This window comes from Janthinobacterium sp. NKUCC06_STL (assembly GCF_019345455.1).
GTDB lineage: Bacteria > Pseudomonadota > Gammaproteobacteria > Burkholderiales > Burkholderiaceae_D > Janthinobacterium > Janthinobacterium rivuli.
In genome coordinates this window covers 15,637-39,716 of the sequence record NZ_JAHKQY010000009.1, presented here as the reverse complement: position 1 = coordinate 39,716, position 24,080 = coordinate 15,637, and the positions used below count along the sequence as shown (strand labels likewise).

General features: G+C 65.8%; 13 protein-coding genes. 8 read left to right on the top strand and 5 right to left on the bottom strand.

The features are described from left to right. Positions 1 to 8: 8 nt before the first annotated feature. The 4 genes from KO539_RS23195 to KO539_RS23180 form a co-directional block, all read right to left on the bottom strand. Complete coding sequence (locus KO539_RS23195; protein WP_219312006.1) at positions 9 to 13,676, bottom strand: filamentous haemagglutinin family protein; 13,668 nt, start codon at positions 13,674 to 13,676, stop codon at positions 9 to 11. A 200-nt stretch (positions 13,677 to 13,876) separates the two neighbouring features. Continuing rightward, entirely contained in the window at positions 13,877 to 14,824 is a 948-nt protein-coding gene (locus KO539_RS23190) for a FecR domain-containing protein (protein WP_219312004.1), read from the bottom strand. Beyond that, positions 14,817 to 15,374: an RNA polymerase sigma factor gene (locus tag KO539_RS23185; RefSeq protein ID WP_035823145.1), complete on the bottom strand. Its 558-nt coding sequence runs from the start codon at positions 15,372 to 15,374 to the stop codon at positions 14,817 to 14,819. The genes KO539_RS23190 and KO539_RS23185 overlap by 8 nt, the downstream gene beginning before the upstream one ends. Before the next feature lie 2 nt (positions 15,375 to 15,376). Continuing rightward, positions 15,377 to 16,039 (bottom strand): secretin and TonB N-terminal domain-containing protein, encoded by a 663-nt coding sequence (locus tag KO539_RS23180; protein ID WP_219312002.1) that lies wholly within the window; start codon positions 16,037 to 16,039, stop codon positions 15,377 to 15,379. A 260-nt stretch (positions 16,040 to 16,299) separates the two neighbouring features. Between KO539_RS23180 and KO539_RS23175 the strand changes: the two genes are divergently transcribed. The 6 genes from KO539_RS23175 (at position 16,300) to KO539_RS23150 (ending at position 21,126) form a co-directional block, all read left to right on the top strand. Next, entirely contained in the window at positions 16,300 to 16,665 is a 366-nt protein-coding gene (locus KO539_RS23175; RefSeq protein WP_219312000.1) for a hypothetical protein, read from the top strand. Between the two features lie 94 nt (positions 16,666 to 16,759). Continuing rightward, positions 16,760 to 19,108 (top strand): Tex family protein, encoded by a 2,349-nt coding sequence (locus KO539_RS23170; RefSeq protein WP_035823150.1) that lies wholly within the window; start codon positions 16,760 to 16,762, stop codon positions 19,106 to 19,108. A gap of 4 nt (positions 19,109 to 19,112) precedes the next feature. After that, positions 19,113 to 19,583, top strand: a complete 471-nt coding sequence (locus KO539_RS23165) for a GNAT family N-acetyltransferase (protein ID WP_219311998.1) — start codon at positions 19,113 to 19,115, stop codon at positions 19,581 to 19,583. Positions 19,584 to 19,688: 105 nt separating this feature from the next. Then, positions 19,689 to 20,000 (top strand): Grx4 family monothiol glutaredoxin, encoded by a 312-nt coding sequence (gene grxD / locus KO539_RS23160; protein ID WP_010402157.1) that lies wholly within the window; start codon positions 19,689 to 19,691, stop codon positions 19,998 to 20,000. Next, positions 19,993 to 20,607: a UbiX family flavin prenyltransferase gene (locus tag KO539_RS23155; protein ID WP_219311996.1), complete on the top strand. Its 615-nt coding sequence runs from the start codon at positions 19,993 to 19,995 to the stop codon at positions 20,605 to 20,607. Before grxD ends, KO539_RS23155 begins: the two co-directional genes overlap by 8 nt. 111 nt (positions 20,608 to 20,718) lie before the next feature. Then, the gene (locus tag KO539_RS23150) at positions 20,719 to 21,126 is read left to right on the top strand and encodes a hypothetical protein (protein WP_219311994.1); all 408 of its coding nucleotides are present in this window, start codon (positions 20,719 to 20,721) and stop codon (positions 21,124 to 21,126) included. Positions 21,127 to 21,188: 62 nt separating this feature from the next. On the opposite strand, the gene KO539_RS23145 is transcribed toward KO539_RS23150, so the two are convergent. Beyond that, on the bottom strand, positions 21,189 to 21,596 hold the full coding sequence (locus tag KO539_RS23145) for a hypothetical protein (RefSeq protein ID WP_034753756.1): 408 nt from the start codon (positions 21,594 to 21,596) through the stop codon (positions 21,189 to 21,191). 712 nt (positions 21,597 to 22,308) lie between these two features. Between KO539_RS23145 and KO539_RS23140 the strand changes: the two genes are divergently transcribed. Continuing rightward, complete coding sequence (locus tag KO539_RS23140) at positions 22,309 to 22,713, top strand: MerR family DNA-binding transcriptional regulator (RefSeq protein WP_099379188.1); 405 nt, start codon at positions 22,309 to 22,311, stop codon at positions 22,711 to 22,713. Between the two features lie 133 nt (positions 22,714 to 22,846). Continuing rightward, a complete protein-coding gene (locus tag KO539_RS23135) occupies positions 22,847 to 24,031 on the top strand; it encodes an isovaleryl-CoA dehydrogenase (RefSeq protein WP_219311992.1) in 1,185 nt (394 codons plus the stop codon). Positions 24,032 to 24,080 lie beyond the last annotated feature (49 nt).

The window sequence follows — 24,080 nt, the reverse complement described above, 5'->3', positions numbered from 1 at the left end:
CATAAAACTCACGGTTGCAGTCCACGCCGCTCGTTCGGCGTGAGCGCCTGCAGCTGCGGCGCCGTCAACGGCCCCGCGCCCAGCACCTGCACCACGCCGGCCGGCTGATAGCTGGACGCCTGCGGTTCGCCGCCCTGGTGCTTGCCAACACCGCCCTCGTCCGCCTGCTCGTTGCCAAAGCCCAGCACCTTCACCGTGAACAGCGACGGTTGCGCCTGGCGCGTGGCGGCCCGTTCGCGCTGCAGCACGTCCTGCGCCGCCGTCACGGCTTGCGTGGCGGCCGCGCTGGCGTTGCTCAATGCGCCCACGTTCACGGTGGCGACCACCGGCAGGCCCGCCGACTTGCCCTGTACCTGGACGTTTTCCGCATTGATCACCTGCAAGGCCGCCAGGTTGACGTTGCCCGAGACGCGGATGCCCGCCTCGCCCGCGTCGATGCTGCCCAGCGGGGCGATCAGGTCGATGTCGCCGGGCGGCACCTCCGGGATCGGGTTCAGGGTGGCGATGCCGGCGCCCGTGGCCGGCGTGCTCGGCGACAGGCTGACCAGGCCGATGCTGTCGTAGGTACGGCGCTGCGGCGTGTAGACGACGGTGGACTTGGTGCCGCGGCCCGCATTGATGTCGCCCGTGGCCGACCAGGCCAGGATGTTGCCGCCGAAGGTGGTGAAGATGCGGCTCTGGCCCAGCAGGATGCTGTCTTTCGCATACATCTGGATCTCGCCCTGTCCCTGCGTCAGCACGCCCGAGCCTTCGCCCGGCGCATAGCCGCCATCGACGCCGATCAGCGCGCGCCCGCCCGGCACCGTGATGCCGATGTCGCCGCCGGCATCCGTGTGGATGCCTGCATCGTTGACGGTCACGTAAGGCACGTTGTAGTCGGGACGGCCGGCCTCGGCCCACTCCTGCGGACTCAGGTAGCGCACGCCCGCGACGGGACGCTTGGTGTACACGCCGCCGTATCCGTTGACCGTGTACAGCGCGCTGCTGAACATCGTCAGGTCGCCCTGGTACTCGATCTTCTGGCCCGCCTTGTCCTGCGATGGGAACAGGGTGGCGATGGCTTCGCGGCCGCGCAGGTAGCTGCCGCGGCGCATGCCGTCCGGATCGTTGTACTCGCGCCCGGCCGCCTTCAGTTCGGCAAAGTAGACATTGCTCAGATACACCTGCTGCTGCTCCTTCGGCAAGGCGGCAAAGAAGCTGCGCGCATCGGTGGCCGGGTCGTAGCGGATGCCCAGGCCGCTGTCGCCGCCAAAGCGCGTCGTCAGCCAGTTCACCAGGTGCAGCTGGCTGACCTGCGCGTATTCGCGCGCCAGGTCGCGCCGCACGGCGCCCGTCTGCTGGCCGGCCTTTTCCAGTTCCGCCTGCTTCGTGCCGAGGAAGGCGGACGCGCCCGCCTCATCGCCGCTGTAGGCGAACTGGCCGCGCAGCCAGTCGGCCAGGGTCAGCTTGCCGCCGTAGACATACACGGCGCTGCCAGCCTGGTCGGCCAGCGGCTTGACCGGATCGGCCAGCTTGGCCGGGTCCAGGTAGCGCGCCGCGAAGGCCGCATAGTCGGGCCCGTTGCGGCCCACGCCAGCCGCCACGCTGATGCCGGCACCATTGCCGCGCTTGTCCTGGCCGACATTGACGATGGAGCCGAGGCTGCGCAATTCCGCCTTGTCGGCCATGTACAAATCGCGCCCGGCGCTCACGTTCAGCTGGCCCGGTCCCGCCACATAGAAAGTGCTGTAGCGGATATCGCGCCCGGCGCTGACGACGGAAACGTCATCGGCATGGCGGTGCACGAAGAGGTTGCCGCGCGCCGACGAGCTGGCGAAGACGATCGGCTTTTCCGGCAGCTCGGGACTGTTGGCAAAGGGCTGGCCGGTCCATCCCGCCGCGCCGTCCGGCACGCCTTCGACGCTGCCGAGCGGCGTGCCGGAATTGACGATGTCGCGCCCGGCCCGCACGGCCACGGCGCCACCGCCTTCGTACCACACGCCCAGCGGGCCCGTTTCGCCCTTCAGTGTTCCCCGGTACACGATGCCGCCCGTGCGCAAGCCCACGATGTCGCCGCTGTTGGCATAAAAGTGCGCGGGCACCTGGCCCGCCGGCACATAATCGGAGACCGTCGGCGGGGTCATGCTGAACAGCGGATACGTCTGCTGCGCACCACTGGCGCCGTTGCTGGTCGCCCCCAGCAATTTCAGCGCTGAAGGCGCCAGCGCATCCTGGCTGACGTTATGCAGCGGCAAGTGGCCAAACCACACCGGTTCCAGGGCGCCGATGAAACCGGGATTGAACGGGTTCGGCAAGCGTCGCGGATCGGCGCCCGACTGCGTGATCGGATAGCCGGCCGCATGGATGGAGTCGGCGGCCAGCATTTCCAGCTGGCCTGCGCCCGTCCTGACAAACTGCGGCGCCACCGGCGACGGCGCCAGGATCACGCCGTTTTGCGGCATGTCGACCTTGCCGCCATCACCCAGCCTGCCCAGGCTGGCATTGCCGTAGTACAAGCTGCCGCTGGCGGCCACGGCGCGCAGCACGGACGGCATGACGAAACGCCCGTCCGACGGCGCGTGGTTGTCGCCGACCGTCGCATTGATCCAGGACGAGGTGGGCGTCAGGTTGCCGCCCGCGCTGAACAGGTCGATGGCCGTGGCCGGCGTCCACAGCGAGAACCAGCTCCAGCCCTCGCCCTTGCGCTCCACGCCCTGGTAGCTGAACGGCGTGCCGTTGGCCAGCTGCTTCACGCGGCCCGCATCGGCCACGCCGCCCAGCACCACGTCGCCGCGCGCATCGATGCGCACGCCGCTGTCGCCTGGCACCAGGATAGGCCCGCCGCTGGCGATCGCCGTGCCCGCCGTGTAGGTTTCATACGGCCGCGATTCCTTCGGATCGGCGCGGTCGAAGCGCAATTCGATGCCGCCCACGGCGCCCGCCTCCAGGCGCAGCGCGCCGCGCAGGTTGGTGAGCGTGCTGTTCAGGCCAGGCACCTGGCGTTCGAAACGCGTGTTCGGGTTCGGCCGGTCGCTGTTGCTGTCGAAGCTGCGCACCTCGGCCACGGGGTTCAGCCCGCCGCCGATGCGGATATCGAGATCGCCGCCGCCCGTCAGCAGCAGCTTGCCGTCCGGCGTCACCCTGCCCGTGCTGCCCACGGCCACGTTCAGGCCCTGGCTGCGCGGCGCGAACTCGCCGCCCGGATCGGCGCGCGAGGCCAGCATGCCGGCGTCGCCGCCCGCCTGCAGCAGCAGATTGCCGCCACCCAGGGTGCCGATGCCCGTAAAGCCCGACAGGAAAGGCATGCCCGAATACAGGTCCGCCCCTTCGGTGCCCGGAATATAGGTACCGAAGTTGATCCACCATGCCGTCGGCACGCCGCCACCGGTGCTGCCGCTGCCCTGGCGCCACAGCCAGGTGCCGATGTCGCTGGTGTCCTGCTGTGGACGCAGCCAGCCGATGGCGTCTTCGCGCCGGCTGGTGGAAGCGGCCAGCGTATCGCCCTTGACGTCGCCCTGGGCGCGCAGCAGCAGATTGCCGCCATGCTCGGGATACCAGGCGCGGTACAGGCTCTGGCTGCCGCCATCGACGAACGGGATGAAAGCATCGCCGTCCGTCCCCAGCAGCTTGCCCTTGACGGTCCGCGCGCGCGGCAGATTGAACAGGTCCTTGCCGCCCACCAGCGGCGAGGCCGACTGCGTGCCCGCCGTGTAGACGCCATACAGGGAACGCATGTCGAAGTCGCCCGCGGCGAGCAAATCGAGGTCGCCCGCACCCGTGCGCAGCACGCTGAACAGGGCCTGGCGCGCCGGCGCGGTCACGACCACGTATTGAGGCGCCGTGCCATCGGCAATCTTGACCACGATTGCGCCATATTCATTGAAGCCAAGCAGCACTTCTTCACTGGCAAAGTTGGCCAGGTCGATCGGCATGCCCGGTATCTCGCCAAACAGGCCGGCATCGTCGCCCCATACATACTGTGCGGGCAAGCCGGTGCCTGGAACCAGCTCGCGGGCACTGGCCATGCCGTAATGCGCATCGGCCAGCATCAGATGGGCGTCCTTCGCATGCGGGCGCAGGGCGCGCGTGTCGGCCGCCGCCGTATCGGCGCCGCCCACCAGGCGCAGCGACCACGCTTGCGAACCCTGGGCCAGCATGGGCGCCAGCGCCAGGTTGCGGCCCTGGCTGCCGCTGCCATCCGCGCTGCGCAGCGACACCATGGTGACGTCGCCCGGCAGCCTGACCACGGTGCCGGCGGGCAGCACGCTGCCCTTGTCCAGCGCCAGCGCCGAGGCCAGCACCACGCCATTGACGGCATTCGTGGCATCGGCCACATCCCACGGCCTGCCTTCCGGGAAAGGCAGGGCCACGTTCGCCGGCCACAGCATGGCCGCCACCCTGGCCGCGCCAGGCAGGCGCAGGCCGGCATCGAGCTGCATCCCGCTCGACAAGGTCAGCGCCTTTGGCAAGACCGTGCCGGCCGCGTACAGCACGCTGCCGTCGGCATTGCGCACGGCGCCGCCCAGCACGCTGCCGGCCGGCAGATTCAACTCCGCCGTCAAGGTGGCGCGCGCCGCCAGCAAGGTACCGCTGCGCAACTCCATGGCTTTCATCGGCACGGCGAAATTGACGCTCGTGCCCGATTTGAAATACGTGTCTTCGGCCAGGGTCACCAGGCCCGCTTGCGGCACGACGACTTCGCCGCCCCACGGCAGCCGGCCTTTCACCAGCTGCCAGCCCTTGTCATCGACCGTGACTGGCAGGGCGCTGGTATCGAAACCATCGGTGATGCTGCCAAAGACGCTGAGCTTGCCGCCAGCGCGCAGCACCAGCGCACCGGCCTCGCCCGAGCCGTACACGCCGCTCAGGCGCGCCAGCGGATTGACGCCGTCGTAGCGGTGGCCGGACAGGTCGATGTCGCCATCGATATGCAGGTCGCCGCCCGGCGTGGCGCTGACGATCTCGACGCCGGGGCGCAGGTGAAAAGCGTTGGCGTCGCCGCGCAAGCCGCGCAGCTTGTTGTCCATCAAGTTGCCGTTGGCCAGCGCGTGGGCCATGAAGGCCTGGCTGTCCGCGTGTTTCTCGTCCAGATAGGCCTGGTTGATGCTCTGGTAGCTGCGGCCGTCCGCATCCTTGCCGGTACCGGCCGGCGCATCCTTGTATTGCCAGAAGGCATTGACGTTGATGGTGCGCGCGCCGGCGATGTTCAGCGCGCCGGCCGCGTCGATGTCGATATCGTCGCCCGTGGCGCCGCCCAGGCGCCGTGCGTTCAGGTCGATGCTGCCGTAGTTGCCACCGCCTTTGCCCGCCTCGCCGCTGCGCAAGTCAAAACGCGCGCCGTTTTCCAGGCTCAAGCGTCCGCCTGGCGCGGCCAGTTCGATCACGGCGCGGTTCGGCGCCTCGATCACCTGGCCATAGCTGTCCGTGCGCAGCACCGTGCCGTGCGCATCGAGCACGGCGCCGGACTCGATGGTGACGCCGTCGCGGCCGGCCAGGCGGATGCTGCCCACCTGCTCGCCGCTGGCGTCGATGCGGCCGCTCACCGTCAAGCTGCCGCCGTCGACGGAGACGCTCACTTCGCGCGCCTTGAGCTCGTCGCCGATGGTCAGATTGCCCTGCTTGAGCTGGAAGCTGCGGCTGCCGAACACCTTGCCCGTGTTCAGGCGCTGGTTCAGGCCGGCGAAGTCGCCGATCTGTTGGGCGCGCACCTCCACGCCGCCGGCCGCGTACGGCACCTGGGTGCCGCCCGCGTCATAATGGCCGCTGGCGCCGCCCAGCAGGCTGCCGCGCAAGTCGGCCGTGCCTGCCGCGTCGCCCGTGGCGACCACGCTGAGCTTGCCGGCGCGGTTGTTCACGGCCGACACGTCGATCACGGAAGCGGCCGCCTGGCGCACATCGCCTGCGCGGCTGTCGAGGATCACGTCGCCGCCCCAGCTGTACTTGCTCGTGTCGTAGAAATCGAGCTTGCGGCCCGCCAGGTCCAGCTTGGCCTTGTCGCCCAGCAATACATCACGCTCGGCCGACAGGGTCAGCTTTCCGCTTGGCAGAACCACCGAGGTATCGACGCTGACGCTGTTGCCGCTGAGCGCCACTTCCGCGCCCAGGGCGCCGGCCAGCGCCGCATTCGTCGGCGTGGTGGCGGCGGGGGTAGCGCCGGCCGGCGCGCTCACCTTGAGGTCGCCGCCCGCCGTGATGCGGTTGACGGAACCGGCCGCACCCGTCAACAGCGGCGTGTTGATCAGCAAATCGCCGCCGCTGTAACGGTAGCCATTGGTGGCCGTATCCCACGCGCTTTGCGACTGGTAGACGGACAGGCTGCCCTTGTTGTTGGCCGTCAGCTGTTCGCTGGCATTGAGCGCCACCTGGCCGAAGCCCAGCATCAGACGGTCGAGGTTATGGATGGTGTCAGGACGGCTGTCCGGCGTGAAGCCGAACTCGATGCGCCTGGCGTCGACCTGCAAACGGCCGCTGCCCGTGCCGGGGCCATTGGCGACGACGGCGCCGCGCGCATTCGTCGCGCCCTGCCACACGAGGGTGTCCGTGTGGATGCGCGCCAGCGCGTCCGTGCCGCCATAGCCGTAGATGGCCGGCGTATTGAGCACCAGGCGCGACAGCGAGGACTTGCCCGTGGCCGCATCGATGGTCGACAGCTGCGACGAGTCATAGAAGTTGAAGGAATTGCGCGCCGTCAAACCCAGGCTTTCCAGCGCCGGTGCGCCCGTGCTGGTGTCGCCGCGCAGCAGGCGGTCGAGCACGCCCTGGTTCAGCGCCAGGCCGTCAGGCAAGGCGCCGCGGGCGCTGGCGTCCGCCAGGGACGCCTCGCTGCCGACATTGATGGAGCCCATGCCCAGCACCAGGTTGCGCGTGCCGTAGCGCACGTTGTCGCGCAGGGTAAACGCGCGCTCCGTCACGGCGGCGATGGTCCCCTCGGAATACAGCGAGGTGCTGCCGCTGCAGGCGCCGCCCACCTTGGCGCAGGCGCCGATATCGATGATGCCGGGGCCATACGATTCGGACGACGGCGCCGCGGCCGGCAGCATGTCCAGCCAGCCGTTCGAGACGGCCAGCACGCTGCCCATGGGCTCGTACACATAGCCGTCGCGCGAATCCCAGGCGGCCTTGCCGCGGCCCAGCGTATTGATGCCGGAGCCCTGCTCCAGGATGATGCCGCCGTCTTTTCTCGCCGTCACCAGAAACACTTCGGCCGCCTTCAGCACGGCGCCGTCGCGCAGCACGATGCCGCCCGCCGACTCGTTGATGGCGGCGATATTGGCGCGCTGGTTGCTGCCCGTGCCAAATTCGCTGTAGTTCACGCGCGGCAAGCCGCCGATGCCCACGCGCTGGGCACCGAAGGCGTTGATCTGCGACGCATGCACAGACACGCCATCGAAATCGGCCAGCGGCGCCGTGCCGTCGGCCAGCACTTCGTAGCGGGTAGTCGCATGGTTGCCCGAGCCCAGCAGCAGAGAGCCGCCGAAGCCGCCCTCGGCCGGCGCGTACAGGGCGCTGCCATCCATCATCAACGGCGTGTGGTTGTCCTTGACGCTGTGCACGGACGGGGCGATCAGCTGCACCCGCACGCCCTTGGCATCGCGCTCGAGCGCGGCGCGCGGCACGCCGTCGCGCGTGGCCTGCGCCACGGCGAAGGCGGCATAGCCCGTTTCATTGTATTGCGAATAGCTGCGCAGCACGGCGGCCGGCGTCAGGATGGCTTGTTGCGCCACCACGTCGCGGATCGCCGTGCCCGCCACGCCCGTCTGCGCCGCCGTGGCAAACGAGCCATTGCGCATGGCGATCGTGCCGCTCGTCTCGACGGCGCCGGCCAGGCCATTCAGTTCCACGCGGAAAGCACCGGGCAGCAGGGCGAAATTCGATGGCAGCAGGGTATAGGTGCCGGCCGCCAGGCCGGGCACGCCCGCCGCGATGGTGATCTGGCGCCCCACGGCGGGCTTGCCCGCGCCTTGCTCCGCCGTCAACGGCGCCACGTCCGGCTGTACCCCGGGAACGATGGCGTACACGGGGTTGGTGTTCAGGCCGGGCAAGGTGAAACCGCCGTTCGGCTTCATCTGCACCAGCGGATTGAGGCGCGCGTCGGTGGAGCCGCCGCGTCCGGCCAGGAAGGCCGCGCCCGTCAAGGTGCCGCCGCCCGACATGTCGAGCACGGCGCCTTGTTGCACGTCGATGGCGGCGCCCGTCAAGGCGATCTCGGGGCCGTTGCCCACGCCCTTGAACACGACATCGTTGCCGTCATACAGGTAGCTCAAGCCATCGAGCGTGCCACCGTACGGCATCGTCAAGCCTTTCGCACTGACGGACGTCAGGCTGCCAGGCAACAGATTGACGCGGCCCGTATTGGCTTCAAAGCCTTCGGCGCCCAGGTTGATCTGGCCCAGCGGCGCGCGCAGCACGCCATGCTGGTTGATGGTGGGCGCAACCAGGCTCAGGGTTCCGAACACGGAGAACGGCTGGTTTGGCGTGGCGCCGTCGCCGCTGCGCCCGATATTGAGCGTGCGCAGCGGATCGAGCGTGACGCGGAGGTTGCCGTATTCGTCGATGCCGCTCTGCTGGCCCACCGTGACCATGCCGCTGTCGCCCGTGGCCGGGTAGATTTGCGCGGCCACCAGGGTGGCGTTGCCGGGCTGGTACAGGGCGGCGCTGTTCGACAGGCGCATGTCGCCGCGGCTGTTCAGGGTCAGCTGCTCGAAGGCGTCGCGCTCGACCACCAGGTCGGCGCCGCTGCTCTGCGCAATGGTGCCGCGCGTACCCATGTTGACCTCGCCCGCGATATCGAGCATGCCCGCATCGATCTGCAGCAGGGAATCCTCGGCCACCAGCGGCACGCCCAGGATGCCGCGTCCCTTGCCCAGGTTCTTCGAACCTTTCACGGCATTGGGCACGATGTAATCGTCCTTCTGCGCACGCACGGCCGTACCCAGGCGCACATACGGCGCCGCCAGGTGCACCTGGCTGGCAAGGCTGCCCGCCTTGTCCTGGCCATCGGCATCCGGCTGCGGCGGCTGCTGGGCCAGACCCAGCGAGGTGGCGCTCAGGCGCAGGCTCTGGCCCAGCGACAGCTTGACGTCGCCGTCAAAACTGAGCATGCCGTTCACATGCAGGGCCAGGTTGTCGAAACCGCCCGCCTGCACACGGTCGGCGCCCAGGCGCGCGCTGCCGTAGCGCAGCGCCGCATCCTGCTGGCCGGCGCGCAAGTCGTCGGGCAAGGTGCTGTCGCCCTGCACCTGCGCCAGCTGCATTTCGCGCGGCACGCGCACCGCGTTGTCCACGTTGTCGCCTTGCAAGTTGTAACGGTTGACCTTGCCATAATTGGGCGTGTCCAGCGCCAGCGCCAGGGTGCCGCCGGCCGCACCGGCGCCACCGGCCACGGCGCGCAGAGTGCCGTCGGCAAAGATGCCGTTATACGAACTGAGCGAAATCAAACCGCCGTTGCCGGCCACATTGACGGCGCCCTGGTTCGGCAAGTCCAGCGTGGCTTGCGCGCCGCTGGCGTCAAGCAGCGCGCCCGGACGCACGACGACAAAGGCATCGGCCGCGTCGACGCTGGCCGCGTCGGCCTTGTAGCGGGCGCCGATTTCGATGCTGCCGCCCTTGTCGGCACGGCCATAGCGGCCGCCGTGCGCGTCGGTGGCGACCGTGGCGCGGCCGGCGACGTCGAGCACGGCCCTGTCGCCGATCCAGATCGACGTGGCCTGTCCCTTGCCGTTCGGTACATCCACATCATTGCCCGTGCCAAACGTGCCGGGCAGGACGGCGATCTTGCCACCCCGGGCTTCGAGCCGGCCATCGATGGTGATCTGCGCATTGCCCGTCAGGCTGATCTGGCGGCCCGGATCGACCGTGACGACGGCGCCTTGCGCCACCGCCAGATCCCCTTTCACGTGCGGGCTGCCGGCCGTCAGCGACAGGTCGGCGCCGGCGCGCTGCGTCAGACGGGCCTTGCGCGCATCTTCCTGGTACAGGTCCGGCGTCCACAGTTCCAGCGCGGCAGCCGGATCCGTGCCACTCGCCACCGTGTGGCCCGTGGCGGGATTGAAGCGCAGCACGGGCATCTTCACATCGACATGCGCATCCTTGACCACCACGACGCCATCGCGGCCCGTGATGGCGTAGTCGGCAAAACCGCTCTGGAACAGGCTCGCGTCCAGCGCCAGCATAGGCTGGACGGTCACGTCGCGCCCCAGCACCGTGCCGGCCGGCAGCAGCATGCCGCGCGGCGCGCGCACGTCGTCGGCGGCGACGCTGCCGGCCGCATACTGCGTCATCACCGGCTGGATCGGCAAGCCGTTTGGAAAGACCGCCGCCGAGACCACGAAGCCGGCAGGCAGGCTATTGATGGCAGTCAGCACGCTGCCGGCGGGCGCAATGGAACCCTGGTAGACAGACGCGCCGCTGGCGGTGGTGACATAGGCGCCCGGCGGCACCAGCAGGTCGGCTCCCAGCACCAGCGGTTTCTGCGCCGACACGTCCACCGTCACGGGTTTGCTCAAGGCCTGTCCCGGCTTGATCAGGCTGGTACTCAGTGCAAAATCGAAGGGGATCTTCTCCCCCTTGGCGATCAGGAATTCATCGGCCAGGCGCAGGCCGATGGGGGCGCTGCTGCCACCTGGCAACACGTCGCCACCCTGCAGCTTGCCGCCGATGCTGACGGCCGCGCCGCTGTCGATCACCAGGCGTCCGCCGCCTTTCACGCCATGGCCGCGCAATTCGCCGTCGAGCTTGAGCATGGCGCCCGTCGGCGCTTTCTCCGTCGGCAGATCGACCGCCAGGGTGATGTCGCCGCCGCGTCCGCCCTGCAAGCTGCCATTGCTCATCAAGGCCGCGCCCGACGAGACGTCGATGACGCTGCCGCCGGTCAGCTCAACGCCGCCCGAGCTTTTCAAGGTGACCTTGCCGCCATTCACATACGGCAGGCCGGCGACCGCGCCCGGGTCCAGCTCCAGGTTGCTCCACAGGCCGCGCGCATCGAGGCGCACGCCGGGCGCCACGCGCACGCCGGCCGTTCCCGTGGGACGGTTGTCCGGCACCAGCTTGCCTTCGACCCATACCCCGCCCGCATTCGCCAGGTAGCGCGAGATGATGTCACCGGCGGTGATGCTGCCGCCGCGTGCGCTGACGTTCGCCTTGATGGCCACGTCGGTGGCGTGCAGGGCGACGTCGCCGCCATCGGCCACGCGCACGTCCGCGTTGACGTCGAGCTTGTCGTAGGCGTAGATATTCAGGGCGCCCAGTTCCAGGCCATTGAGCCAGTCCGCATCGAGCTGCAGGGTCTTGCTGCGCGCGGCCGGCAAGGCTTCACTGAGCAGCTGGCCATCGGCGACGGGCGCCACCTTGCCGATCTCGACTTTTTCCAGCACGGCTTGCGGGCTGTCGCGCAGCTGGCCCGCCTTCGTATCGAAGACGGGCGTCATTTTGCCGACGATCAATTGACCGGCGCGCGCGGCCGACGTCTGCGCCTGCTTGTAGCTATCCATGCCGTCATCGCGCTTGCGCTGCTGGCGCTCGCCCTGGAACACGGACGTGTCGATATCGCCTTCCAGCACGGCCGCGCCCGTGGAAACGATCAGGCGGCCCGCGTCGCGGCCCACCGTGTAGCCGTTTTCCAGGCGTTCGCGCGGGCCGATCAGGGCATTCGCATACGTCTCCGTCGTGTTCGCGCCCCAGCGCGCATGCGTGCTTTCATAGCCGCGGTACAAGCCCGTGTACAGATTGTCGCCGGGGGCAGTGCTGAGCTTGTACATCGCGCCATCGGCGCCCTTCAGCCACGTCTGCTTGACCATGCCCGTCTGCACGTCCAGCGAGCCGCCGGCGATGTTGATGCGCGAACCGGCCTGCGTCACCACTTCGCCGCCGCCAAAGCCGACGGTGCCGCCCTGGGCCGCCCATTCACCGATGCCGTGGCCGCTGGTATTGAGGTAGCCGCTCACTTCCAGCAAGCCGCCGGCCGTGTACCAGCGATCCGTGGCGTAGCCATTCGTGCCGGCCGGCACCAGCACCAGGTCGCGGCGGTCGACCCACACGTCGCTGTTGTTCAGGTATTTCGCGTCGCGGCTGCCCGGTGCGTCGCGCTGTTCGTTGCCCTGCACATTGATCAGCACATTGTTGCTGCTCATGTCGACCTTCACGCCGACGGCGCCGGAGACATCGATGGCGGCGTCGCGCGCCACGTGGCTGCGGCGGGCCGCGTCGACCAGCACCTGGCCGCCCGTGGCCAGGGTCAGCGAATCGCCTTCGAATTCCACGTTGCCGGCCGAAACGATGCGCACCAGCGACTGGTCGCGCCGGTCCAGCGGCGTGTCCGTGCCCTTGCCCGTGTCTTTCAGCAAGGTATCGCGCTGTACGTCGAGCGCCGTGGCGCCGTTGTCGTCGATAAAAATGGCGCTGACGCTGCCGCGTCCCATGGTGACCTTGGCGTCCTCGCCTGCCGTCGACAGGTGGATGGCGCCGCGTCCGTTGACGGAGGTACTCGACAGCAGCATGCCGTCCTGGCGCAGCGTATTGCCGCTCAGCGTGATGTCGCCGCCGGCCGACTGGATCAAGCCGCGGTTGACGACGGCGCCGGCGCCGCTGCCAGCCGTGCGCAGCATCTCGACTTCATTGCCGCGCGTGCTCGAATACTGGTTCTTGTCCGTGCCCTGGCCCGGGCGCACGACGATGGCGTCGCCAGCGGCCAGCGTGGTCTGGCCATTCGGCGTGGTGATGGCGCCCGCATTGTCGACGCTGCGGCCGGCCAGCAGCACATAGCCGCCGCCTTCCGTCACCGTTTGCGGCTTGCGTGTGTCGATGCGCGCGCCGGCGGCGACGACGACATCCGCTTCGGCCTTGCCATGCGTAAAGGTATTCTGGCCCAGCAATAAATCATTCGCGAAGGTCGGCACGGCGCCCGCGCCCTGCGCCTTGCCGTACAGGCCGCTCTTGAACTGGCTGTCGCTCATGCCCATGGCGGCCGCCGCCAGGTTGCGCATATCGACCTGGCTGCTGCCCGTAAACACGATGCCATTGCGGTTGACGATCATCACCGTGCCGTCGGCCTTGATCTGGCCCTGGATCTGGCTGGGGCGCGCCAGCGGATCGTTGACCCGGTTCAAGACGGACCAGTTCGATTTCTGGTCGAACTGCAGGGTGGTGTTCTTGCCGACGTTAAAACTTTCCCAGTTCAAAATCGCCTTGTCGTCCGTCTGCACCACCTTCACGACGGTCTTGCCGTCGGCCTGGGTCTGCACAGGGCCCTGGGCGTTGAGCCAGCCCGCCGTCAGGCTGTTGCTGTCGACCTGCAAGCCGCCCTTGAGCAGGCCCTCGGGCGCACCGCCGGCGGCCAGCGCCGCCTGGCGCGCGGCCGCCTGTACCGCCTGTTCGGCGGCGATGCCGCGCGCGGCCAGCAACAGGTTGTTCAGCGATTGCTGCAGCTTGCCTTCGGCCTTTTGCTGCTGCAGCAAAGGATTGTTCAGCGATGTGGCCGGCTGGCCATTCGGCAAGCGTCCCGTGGCGGCGGCCGTGCCCTGCTGCGCCCCCTTGCCCGCGAACCAGGCGCCGCTGAACGGCTGCTGCGCCTGCGCGCCGCCCGCCTGCAGCAGCATGGCGATGGCCAGCGCCAGCGGTTTCAAGCGCACCGGGCGCCCGTGGTGGCTGCCCGCCATGGCGGAGGAGGATGCGTGTTTCGTGACCGACTTGCTTCGCTGCATGGCGACATTCCCTTTTCATGTTCCGTTGCTGACCGATATCGCGAGGCGGCGCGCGGCACGCACGGTGGCGGGCGGCAGGCACTGATTCGCGGCTTCCAGCAGCATTGACAGGGAACAAGGTCCGGGACTGCAAAAGGTCATGAAAATGTCATAATTGGGTGAGCACCTCGGGGCGCCAAGGCGGAGCGCCAAGGCGGGGCTCAGCCGAACAGCACGATGCCGCCCGGCAGCCGCGTCACGCGCGCGCCATACGCGTCCTGGATCAGGGCGATCACGTCGTCGAGGCGGTCGAGCGAAAAGCTCGCTTGCACGCGCGTCAGTTTCAAGGCCTCGCCATTGAGGATCAGCTTGCCGGGACGGTAGCGGTTCACCTCGTCCACCACCTCGGCCAGGGTGCTTTGTTTAAAAACCAGCAGCCGGTGGCGCCACGCGCTGACCTCGCTTTTTGCCACGGCGCGGGCGATGCCGAAATGCTCGGGCCGGTAGCGCAGTTGCTGGCCCGCCGCCAGTTCCGCGTCGTTGCCGGCCTGCGCCACGCGCAAGCGCCCCGCCAGGCACGTCACGCACACTTCCTGGCCAAATAACCGGATATTGAAGCGCGCGCTGCCGGCCGACACGGTGCCGTCGCCCGCCTGCACGTGCACCCGCGCCGCGCCGCGCAAGCCAGCCTGGAATTCCGCCTCGCCCGCCAGCAGCACCAGCGCCGCGGCGCCATCCTGCAGCGGCGCCGCATCGAGGCGCGTCTGCGTATTCATCTGCACCAGCACGCCGCCGTCGAGCGCCACTTCGCGCTGCTCGCCCGTGCCGGTGGCATAGTCGGCGGCAAGACCGGCCACGGCCGGCCACAGATCCGTGGGCGGGCGCAGCACCAGTAAACCCAGCGAGGCGGCCACGGCGCCGCCGAGCCAGGCGCGCCGCGCCACGTTGACAGGCGCCTGCGCCCGCTTGACGGCGCGCGCGGCCGGCGCCATGGCGCCCCACACGGCGCGCGCCTCGGCAAACGCGTTGGCATGCTTGCGGCTGCGCGCGCACCAGTGGCGAAACACTTGCGCGTCGCGCTCGCTGACCTGGCCCGAGGCCAGGCGCACGACCCACGCCTGCGCTTCCTTCTGGATGACACCCATATCGTCTTCCGCTTGTTCAGTCATGATGTTTAGACGTTTTTCCCGCGCCGGGACCGAAGCGCTGGATGAAATCGCGTCCCATGCGTTCGCAGCAATGTTCGAGTCCGGCGCGCAATTCCTTCTCGACGGTGCGGGCGGAAATGCCGAAACGCTCGGCGATGTCGCGGTGCGGCAACTGGTCGACGCGGGCGGCGATGACGATGGCGCGCCGGCGTTTCGGCAACTCCTGCAAGGCCCGTTCCAGCTCTTCCAGTTCGGCGCGCGCGCTGAAGGTGCGCGCCGGGTCGGCCAGCTCATCGGCCATCTCGTACAGATCGTCGATGTCCGGCAAGCTGAGCAGGCGCGCATTGTCGCGGCGTTGATCTTCCGCAATGTTGATGGCGATCCGCATCAGGTAGGCGGACGGGTAGCTGATCGCTTCGGGCGCGTTCATCCGCTCGACCCGCAGATACGTTTCATGCAGCGCGTCATTGGCCAGGTCTTCCGAACCGAGGCGGCGCTGCAGATGGCGGCGAAACTGTCCGTAGCGTTCCAGGAACAGCTTGCGCAAGGTGGTTTTGAGCAGTTCCGGCATGGTCAGGGCGCCCCGGCCACGAGGTAGGGCGCGCAATCGGCATCGGGATCGGGCCGTGGCGTCAGTAAAATCGTCAGCGGTTGCGGCAAGCCCGCCGGCGGCGCGCCATCGATCAGCAGGCTGCGCAGGCGTTGCAGCACGGCGCGGTCGCGCTGTTCCACACCGCTCGGTTCCAGCACATGCACGGCGCGCACCTTGCCCCGCTCGTCGAGCCACAGCTGGAAGGCCAGGCGGTAGCGGCCGAAGGCCTCCGGATGCAAGCGGCACAGGGCGCGCGTGAGCGAACGCTGCAGGATGGCCGCATAGCCTTGCAATGCTGCGCTGGCGGGGGTCACTTCGGCCGGCACGGGCGCTGCTGCCACGGGCGCATCGGCCAGCGCCAGCAAGGTAAACGCATTGCTGCCGCTGAAGCGCGCGCCCAGCTGCGTGCCGACCAGCAGGCGCTGCAGCGCTTCGGCCGGCGTGTAGTCGCCGCGCACGGGTGCGGCCACTTTGCCGGCCGCCAGCTGGCTGCTGACGAGCACGGAATACCCGGTCACTTCGCCAAACGCCACCAGGGCCGCATCGAGCGGCTGGGCGGGCAAGTCGAAATGCATGGTCGCGTGCGCGCCGGCATCAGCACCGTCCGCGCCCGCAGCCGGCCGCACGAATGTCATCAAGGTCATCAATGTCATCAGCAAGCAGGCGGACAGGGCATTGCCCCTTGCGGCGCGGCGGTGGCTTAGTGTCATTTTCCAGGGGAAGCAACGAAAAATCCTGCTCATGAAGTGTCTTGACTGCAATGTTGTCTGCAGAATGGCAAGATGGTAGCTTCATAAAATGACAACTGCATGACATGGCGCCAACCCCCATCCCCGCCTGTGTCATCGCCGCGACACATGGCCTTGCTATGCTGAACGCCTCATCCACCGCTCCGGGAGCCGCCATGGCACGCCTGTTCTCACTGTTGCTGCTGGCCTGCGCCGCCCTGCCCGCGCAGGCGGACGAACACACCGTCGTCGTGAGGGCCGCCGCGCCGCAGAAGGCTTGCGTGGAAGTGGAAGTCCATGGCCAGCGCGCGCCATCGATGTCTTGCCTGAGTGAAAAATTATTGCCAAACAGCAACGCCATGAACCGGCCGCCGCCCACCCTGTCCGGTGCGGAAGCCGTCATGCAGCGCCCGTCGAACCAGCTGGGCCTGTACAACCGCGCCGCCCTCGAACACCGCATGGGCAATGCCTTTGGTAAATCCGTTACGCCGCAGAGGCCGCCAGCTCCCGCGCCCGCCAGCCCGCTGCTGCCGGCCCGCTGACCTTGTTGTCAACGCACAGTCCATTTGCGCTGTCAAGATTGCGCAATCGCGCCGATTGCGTATCATTCCAGGCTTGATCGCTCTGGAAACAACCATGCTGCCCACTATCGAACAACGTCTTGCCCTTGAACTTGCCGCCAAACCGGTGCAGGTTGCCGCCGCCATCGAACTGCTCGACGAAGGCGCCACCGTGCCCTTCATCGCCCGTTACCGCAAGGAAGCGACCGGCGGCCTCGACGATATCCAGCTGCGCCTGCTCGAAGAGCGCTTGCGCTATCTGCGCGAGCTGGAAGAGCGGCGCGCCGCCATCGTGGCCTCGATCACGGAACAGAACAAGATGACGCCCGAGCTGCTCGACGCCGTCATGCACGCGGAAGACAAGACGCGCCTCGAAGATTTGTACTTGCCGTACAAACAGAAGCGCCGCACGAAGGCGCAGATCGCCATCGAAGCGGGTCTGATGCCGCTGGCCGACGGCTTGCTGGACAATCCGGAACTGACGCCGGAAATGGAAGCGGGCAAGTTCCTGCGCGACGCGTTTACGAGTGCCGACGGCAACAATCCTGGCGTGGCGGACACCAAGGCGGCCCTCGATGGCGCGCGCCAGATTCTGATGGAGCGCTTCGCCGAAGACGCGACCTTGCTGCAAACCTTGCGCGAATACGTGCAGGAACACGGCATCGTCGAATCGAAAGTGGTGGAAGGCAAGCAGGACGAAGGCGAAAAATTCGCCGATTACTTCGACTACTCGGAAACCATTTCCACAGTCCCCTCGCACCGCGCGCTGGCGCTGCTGCGCGGCCGCCGCGAGGGTATCCTTGACGTCACCCTGCGCCTGGACACGGAAGCGGAAAAACCGAAATGGGATGCGCCGCACAACCCGTGCGAAGGCCGCATCGCCGCCCGCTTTGGCATCAAGCAACAAGGCCGCCCGGCCGACAAATGGCTGGCCGACACGGCACGCTGGACCTGGCGCGTGAAAAGCTTCATGCACCTGGAAACGGAACTGATGGGCGCCCTGCGCGAACGCTCGGAACTCGACGCCATCAACGTGTTCGCCACCAATTTGAAAGCGCTGCTGCTGGCCGCACCGGCCGGCCAGCGCGCCACCATGGGCCTCGATCCTGGCTTGCGCACGGGCGTGAAAGTGGCCGTGGTTGACGCCACCGGTAAAGTCGTCGACACGGCCGTGATCTACCCGCACCAGCCGAAGAACGACTGGGATGGCTCGCTGCATACGCTGGGCCGTCTTGCCGCCAAGCACAATGTATCGCTCATTTCCATCGGTAACGGCACCGCCTCGCGCGAAACGGACAAGTTGGCGCAGGACTTGATCAAGCAGCACCCGGAAGCGAAGATGACGAAGATCGTCGTCTCGGAAGCGGGCGCGTCGGTATATTCGGCGTCCGAATTCGCGTCGAAAGAGTTGCCGGACATGGATGTGTCGCTGCGCGGCGCCGTGTCGATCGCGCGCCGTCTGCAAGACCCGCTGGCCGAACTGGTCAAGATTGACCCGAAATCGATCGGAGTGGGCCAGTACCAGCACGACGTGAGCCAAAGCCAGCTGGCCCGCTCGCTCGATGCGGTAGTGGAAGATTGCGTGAACGCCGTCGGCGTGGACGTGAATACGGCGTCCGCTCCCCTGCTGGCGCGCGTGTCCGGCCTGTCGGCCAGCGTGGCGCAAAGCATCGTCACCTACCGCGACATGAAGGGCGCGTTCACCTCGCGCGCGGCCCTGAAAGCCGTGCCGCGCCTGGGCGATAAAACCTACGAACAGGCTGCGGGCTTTTTGCGCGTGATGGGCGGCGAAAACCCGCTGGACGCCTCGGCAGTCCACCCGGAATCGTACCCGCTGGTGGAAAAGATCCTCGCTGACATCAAGAAGGATATCAAGGCCGTCATCGGCGAAACAGCCTTGCTGAAAACCTTGAGCCCGGCAAAATATGCGGATGAAACATTCGGCGTGCCGACCATTTCCGACATTTTGAAGGAACTGGAAAAGCCGGGCCGTGACCCGCGTCCGGAATTCACGACCGCCACCTTCAAGGAAGGCGTGGAAGAGATCCGCGACTTGCGCCCGGACATGATTTTAGAGGGCGTGGTCACCAACGTGGCCGCCTTTGGCGCTTTTGTCGACATCGGCGTGCACCAGGATGGCCTTGTGCACATCTCCGCCCTGTCGAACACCTTTGTCAAAGATCCGCATACGGTGGTCAAAGCTGGGCAAGTCGTGCGTGTCAAAGTGCTGGAAGTCGACGAGAAGCGCAAGCGCATCGCGCTGACCATGCGTTTGACGGACAGCGCGCCGCAGGCGGGCAGCAAGCCCGAGCAAAAGGGCGACCGCAACGACCGCCGCAGCATGGCGCAGCACCAGTCGCAGTCGCGCAACGCGCCGGAGCCGGCCGGCAGCATGGCCGCCGCGTTCGCCAAGCTGCGCGGCTAAGTCCATGGCCGCCAGGCATGATCTGATCATCCTGGCGGTGGACGCCGCCGGAGTGGAGGCGCAGCTGCTGCTCGACGCATTGTCGGAGGCGTTGCTGCGCATCAATGGCGACAGCGGCGGTTCTTCCTTCGATGTCGAGGCGGCAACGCCGCGCGGCGGCTTTTACCTGGCCCGCGATGCGGCCGGAGAACTGCTGGGCTGCGCCGCCCTGCGGCCGCTGGGCGAGCCGGACAGCGCCATAGGCGAACTCAAGCGCATGTATGCGCGCCCTGGCGCCGTCGGCGTGGGCGCGGCCCTGCTGGCCCATGTGGAGACGCAGGCGCGCCAGCATGGCTACCAGGCCTTGCACCTGTCCACCCGCGTGGCAAATAGCCGCGCCGTGGCGTTTTATGCCAAACACGGCTATGCACCCGTCATTGCCTGGGGCAAATACGTGGGCGCGGCACAATCGGTGTGCCTGGGCAAGACCTTATAAGCGTCAACGTGGCTGACTTGCCCGATTTATGACTTGAGCGCATACCCGTGCCGGCGTTTTCTTATAAAATGACGGCATCTATTTATTTACCCATCAGAGGCAGCTATGAGCGACGTACAAACCTGGATCAAAGAAACCGTGACGAGCACGCCAGTCGTGCTGTTCATGAAGGGCACGGCCCAATTCCCGCAGTGCGGCTTTTCCGGCCGCGCCATCCAGATCCTGAAAGCGTGCGGCGTGGAAAACATCGCGACAGTCAACGTGCTGGATGACCCGGAAGTGCGCCAAGGCATCAAGGATTACTCGAACTGGCCAACCATTCCGCAGCTGTATGTCAAAGGCGAGTTCATCGGTGGTTCCGATATCATGAATGAAATGTTTGAATCGGGCGAACTGAAGTCCCTGCTGGATGCCTGATAGCCAAACGCAGCGGCCGCGCCGTATCGTCGTGGCCATCACGGGCGCCACGGGCGCCGTGTATGGCTTGCGGCTGCTGCAATTACTCGGCGCCATCCCCGGCGTCGAGACGCATCTGGTCTTGTCGGATGCGGCCGTACTGACCCTGCACCAGGAAACAGGCGTGGGGCGCAAGGACATCGAAGCGCAGGCGCACGTGGTGCACAAGCTGCGCGACATCGGCGCGTCGATCGCCAGCGGCTCGTTTCAATCGGATGGCATGGTCATCGCACCGTGCTCGATGAAGACCCTGGCGGCCGTGGCCCATGGCTTGTCGGATAATTTGATCACGCGGGCAGCCGATGTGGTGCTCAAAGAGCGCCGGCGCCTGATCCTGATGGTGCGCGAAACGCCATTCAACCTGGCGCACCTGCGCAATATGACAGCCGTGACCGAAATGGGCGGCATCATCTTCCCGCCCTTGCCAAGCTTTTATCACCACCCGCAGAGCATCGCGGAAATGGTCGACCATACGGTGGCGCGCGTCATCGACCTGCTCGGCATCGAGCACGCCTTGGCGCCGCGGTGGAATGGTTTGAAAACTCCAGACCAGCCAGCAACAAACTAACAGGCTACATCACCAACTACGCACGTCACGATGCGTGACAAAAGCGTAGCGAGCGGAAGGAAGAGGTGGTCGAGAAGCGCAACCGTGCTCTAGCACGGGGGCGCCGAGCTGGTGAGCATCGCAGACCGCCTATGCCGACGCGCAGTAGCTTTGGTCAGGCATCCCTCACCGTTTGTCGAATTGGTGGGCACTTGCCTGCTTCAAATCCCTGGCTTCTTCAACCATCCTGCGGTGGGCGATCCGTTTGCGCATCACTTCCGCATGTTGCGCGGCAGTCATGGGGGGCACGGTCATCAAGTCCTTCAGCTGCGCGGTATTGCTGTAGTTACTTTTCATAAGACGGCTCAAATGCTCGGCTCCGTAGTGGATGAACTGGCTGCTTCTGATGTGATTATGCGCTGGTATTGGCCGCTGCGCCGCTGCGTGCGGGATTATTGTCAAATAATTCCGCTGCAGCGCAACATGCGAGGTCTTATTGTGCGGCAAAATCATGTCTCCAGTATGACCTTGCGCAAATAAAAGGACAGGGGGAGCACCGCCCACGAAAGGCGGACGGTGCCGGCCGGGGAGGGCCTGAATGCTTACTTTTGGTAGTTGACTCTTACCAGCATGCGAATAAATTCTCGCGCGATTTGACGATGATGTTCATCTAATCTTTGCAAATCGGCAATTAATTTCACATCGGCGGACTCAAAACGCGACAAAGCGCTGCCCGCTTCGCCATTCGGCGTGGCGCTTTCCGGGCCGCCAAAGCGCAACCATTCGGCCGGAACGCCCAACCATTGAGCAATCATGCGCAATTTCTCTTGCGTCGGAATTGCTTCACCTACTAACCATTTCCTAGCTGCATGCACGGTAATCGGGCGCCCGTCGAAACGGATATTGAATTCCCGGGCCAGTCTGGTCGGGCTGTCTGGAGAATAATGGGCGTTTTTGAGAGCCAACTGAAGTCGCTGGCTGAAGCTTTCGCGTTCGTTAGAAGAATTCATAGGTGTACTATTTCATGTTGTAACATGAAAGTCAGTTTCTTGAATGACCATACAGATTGTTACATTTGAAAAAAGTATCAATTAACAATTAACACTCCGCCCGGCCTTTTCAGGTCAAAAAGTGGGCCGAATTTTCTCTTGCGATTCTGCATGGCTTCGGGTCAAATTCGCGGCTAGCCTTGATTTTCGCACTGCAGCACGATTCAAAGCCTCGGTTTGGCATTACAACGTACGGTATCGGATAATGCCCTGCTCTACCGATACACGCAATGCCCATGCCATACAATTTCTTGTAGACAAAGTTTTCAGAAGGGCCATTTTGTTTCCAACATGGAAACGATCTGAACAGCGTGCTTATCACGAGACCTTGTTTTTTGATCGTGCCCACTGGAAAGAGACTGCGTCCAAAAAATTTTACTGCCATCGCAGCGAAAAGAATGTCGCCGTTATGCCAGGAAAGCTCTTTTTGGTGTCATCTTGGCCACCAACTCTCGATCTTAAGCGCGTTTGCGCAAGAAGAATCAATTTATTTTCAGTAATTGTTGTCTGATTCGCCAAACTCCCCCCATTCACGCCTTCTTTTTCTTTGTTGCAGCACGGGCAGGGCACGCTACAATAGTATTGACGTTGACGTATACGGCACTTTGCCACCATTGCCTCGCAGCACCCATCTAGCTATCGACCACCCATGCAACCGACACCGCCCGCACCCATGACGACCTATACGATTACCGAACTGGCGCGGGAATTCGACATCACGGCGCGCGCCATCCGCTTCTATGAAGACCAGGGCTTGCTCAGTCCGAAACGCGAAGGTGCCGGCGGGCGCAGCCGCGTCTACACGCCGCGCGACCGCACCCGCCTGAAGCTGACCCTGCGCGGCAAGCGCCTGGGCCTGGCGCTGTCGGAAATCAAGAGCCTGGTCGACATGTACGAATCGCCGAAGGACACGCGCGCGCAGATGGACCGCTTCCTGGGCGTGCTGGCGCAGCACCGGCAGACCTTGGAACAGCAGCGCATCGATATCGAAATGGCGCTGGCGGAAATCAGCGCACATGAAGACGCTTGCGCGCGCATGCTGGCGGACTCGAACCTTGATAAGGCGCAAACAAACTAAAGGCGCAAGCAGCAGACCGCTGCCGCGCATCGGTTGACGTTTACGTAAACGTCACAACTGAGTATCATAGCTTCACTGACCCGGCATCCATGACCGCCACCAATATAACGAAGATAACGACGACGAGGACGACATGCTCCATCTCCCAGGCTTGACCTTTGACCACGGCGACGACATCGCCTCCCTGCGTGAAGCGATCCAACAATTCGCCGCCGCCGAAATCGCGCCGCGCGCGGCCGACATCGACCGCACGGACCAGTTCCCCATGGACCTGTGGCGCAAAATGGGCGACATGGGCTTGCTCGGCATCACCGTCAGCGAAGAGTACGGCGGCGCCGGCATGGGTTACCTGGCGCACATCATCGCCATGGAAGAGATCTCGCGCGCCTCGGCTTCCGTCGGCCTGTCCTACGGCGCCCACTCGAACCTGTGCGTGAACCAGATCAAGCGCAACGGCACGGCCGAGCAAAAAGCCAAGTATTTGCCAAAGCTCATCACGGGCGAGCACATCGGCGCCCTGGCCATGTCGGAGCCGAACGCAGGCTCGGACGTCGTCAGCATGAAGCTGCGCGCCGACTTCAAGGGCGACCGCTGGGTCTTGAACGGCACCAAGATGTGGATCACCAACGGCCCCGACGCGGACGTGCTGGTGGTGTACGCGAAAAACGACCTGGATGCGGGTCCGCGCGGCATGACGGCGTTCCTGATCGAAAAGAATTTCAAGGGCTTTTCCATCGCGCAAAAGCTCGACAAGCTGGGCATGCGCGGTTCGCACACGGGCGAACTGGTGTTTCAGGATTGCGAAGTGCCCGCCGAAAACGTGCTGGGCGGCCTGGGCAAGGGCGTCAACGTGCTGATGTCGGGCCTCGATTTCGAGCGCACCGTGCTGTCCGGCGGCCCGCTGGGCATCATGCAGGCCTGCATGGACCTGGTCGTGCCTTACGTGCATGACCGCAAGCAATTCGGCCAGCCCATCGGCGAATTCCAATTGATGCAAGGTAAGCTGGCCGATATGTATTCGACCATGATGGCGTGCAAGGCCTATGTCTACGCCGTGGGTCAGGCCTGCGACCGCGCCACCACGCCGGAAGCCGTGCGCCAGTTGCGCAAGGATGCGGCCGGCGCCATTCTGTATAGTGCAGAGAAAGCGACCTGGATGGCGGGCGAAGCGATCCAGGCCCTGGGCGGCAACGGCTACATCAACGAGTATCCGGCCGGCCGTCTGTGGCGCGATGCCAAGCTGTATGAAATCGGCGCCGGGACCAGCGAAATCCGCCGCATGCTGATAGGCCGCGAACTGTTTGCGGAAACCAAGTAAGCACGGCGCGCGACGATCGACTGGGTGATGAGCCATTCATGCGAGCACA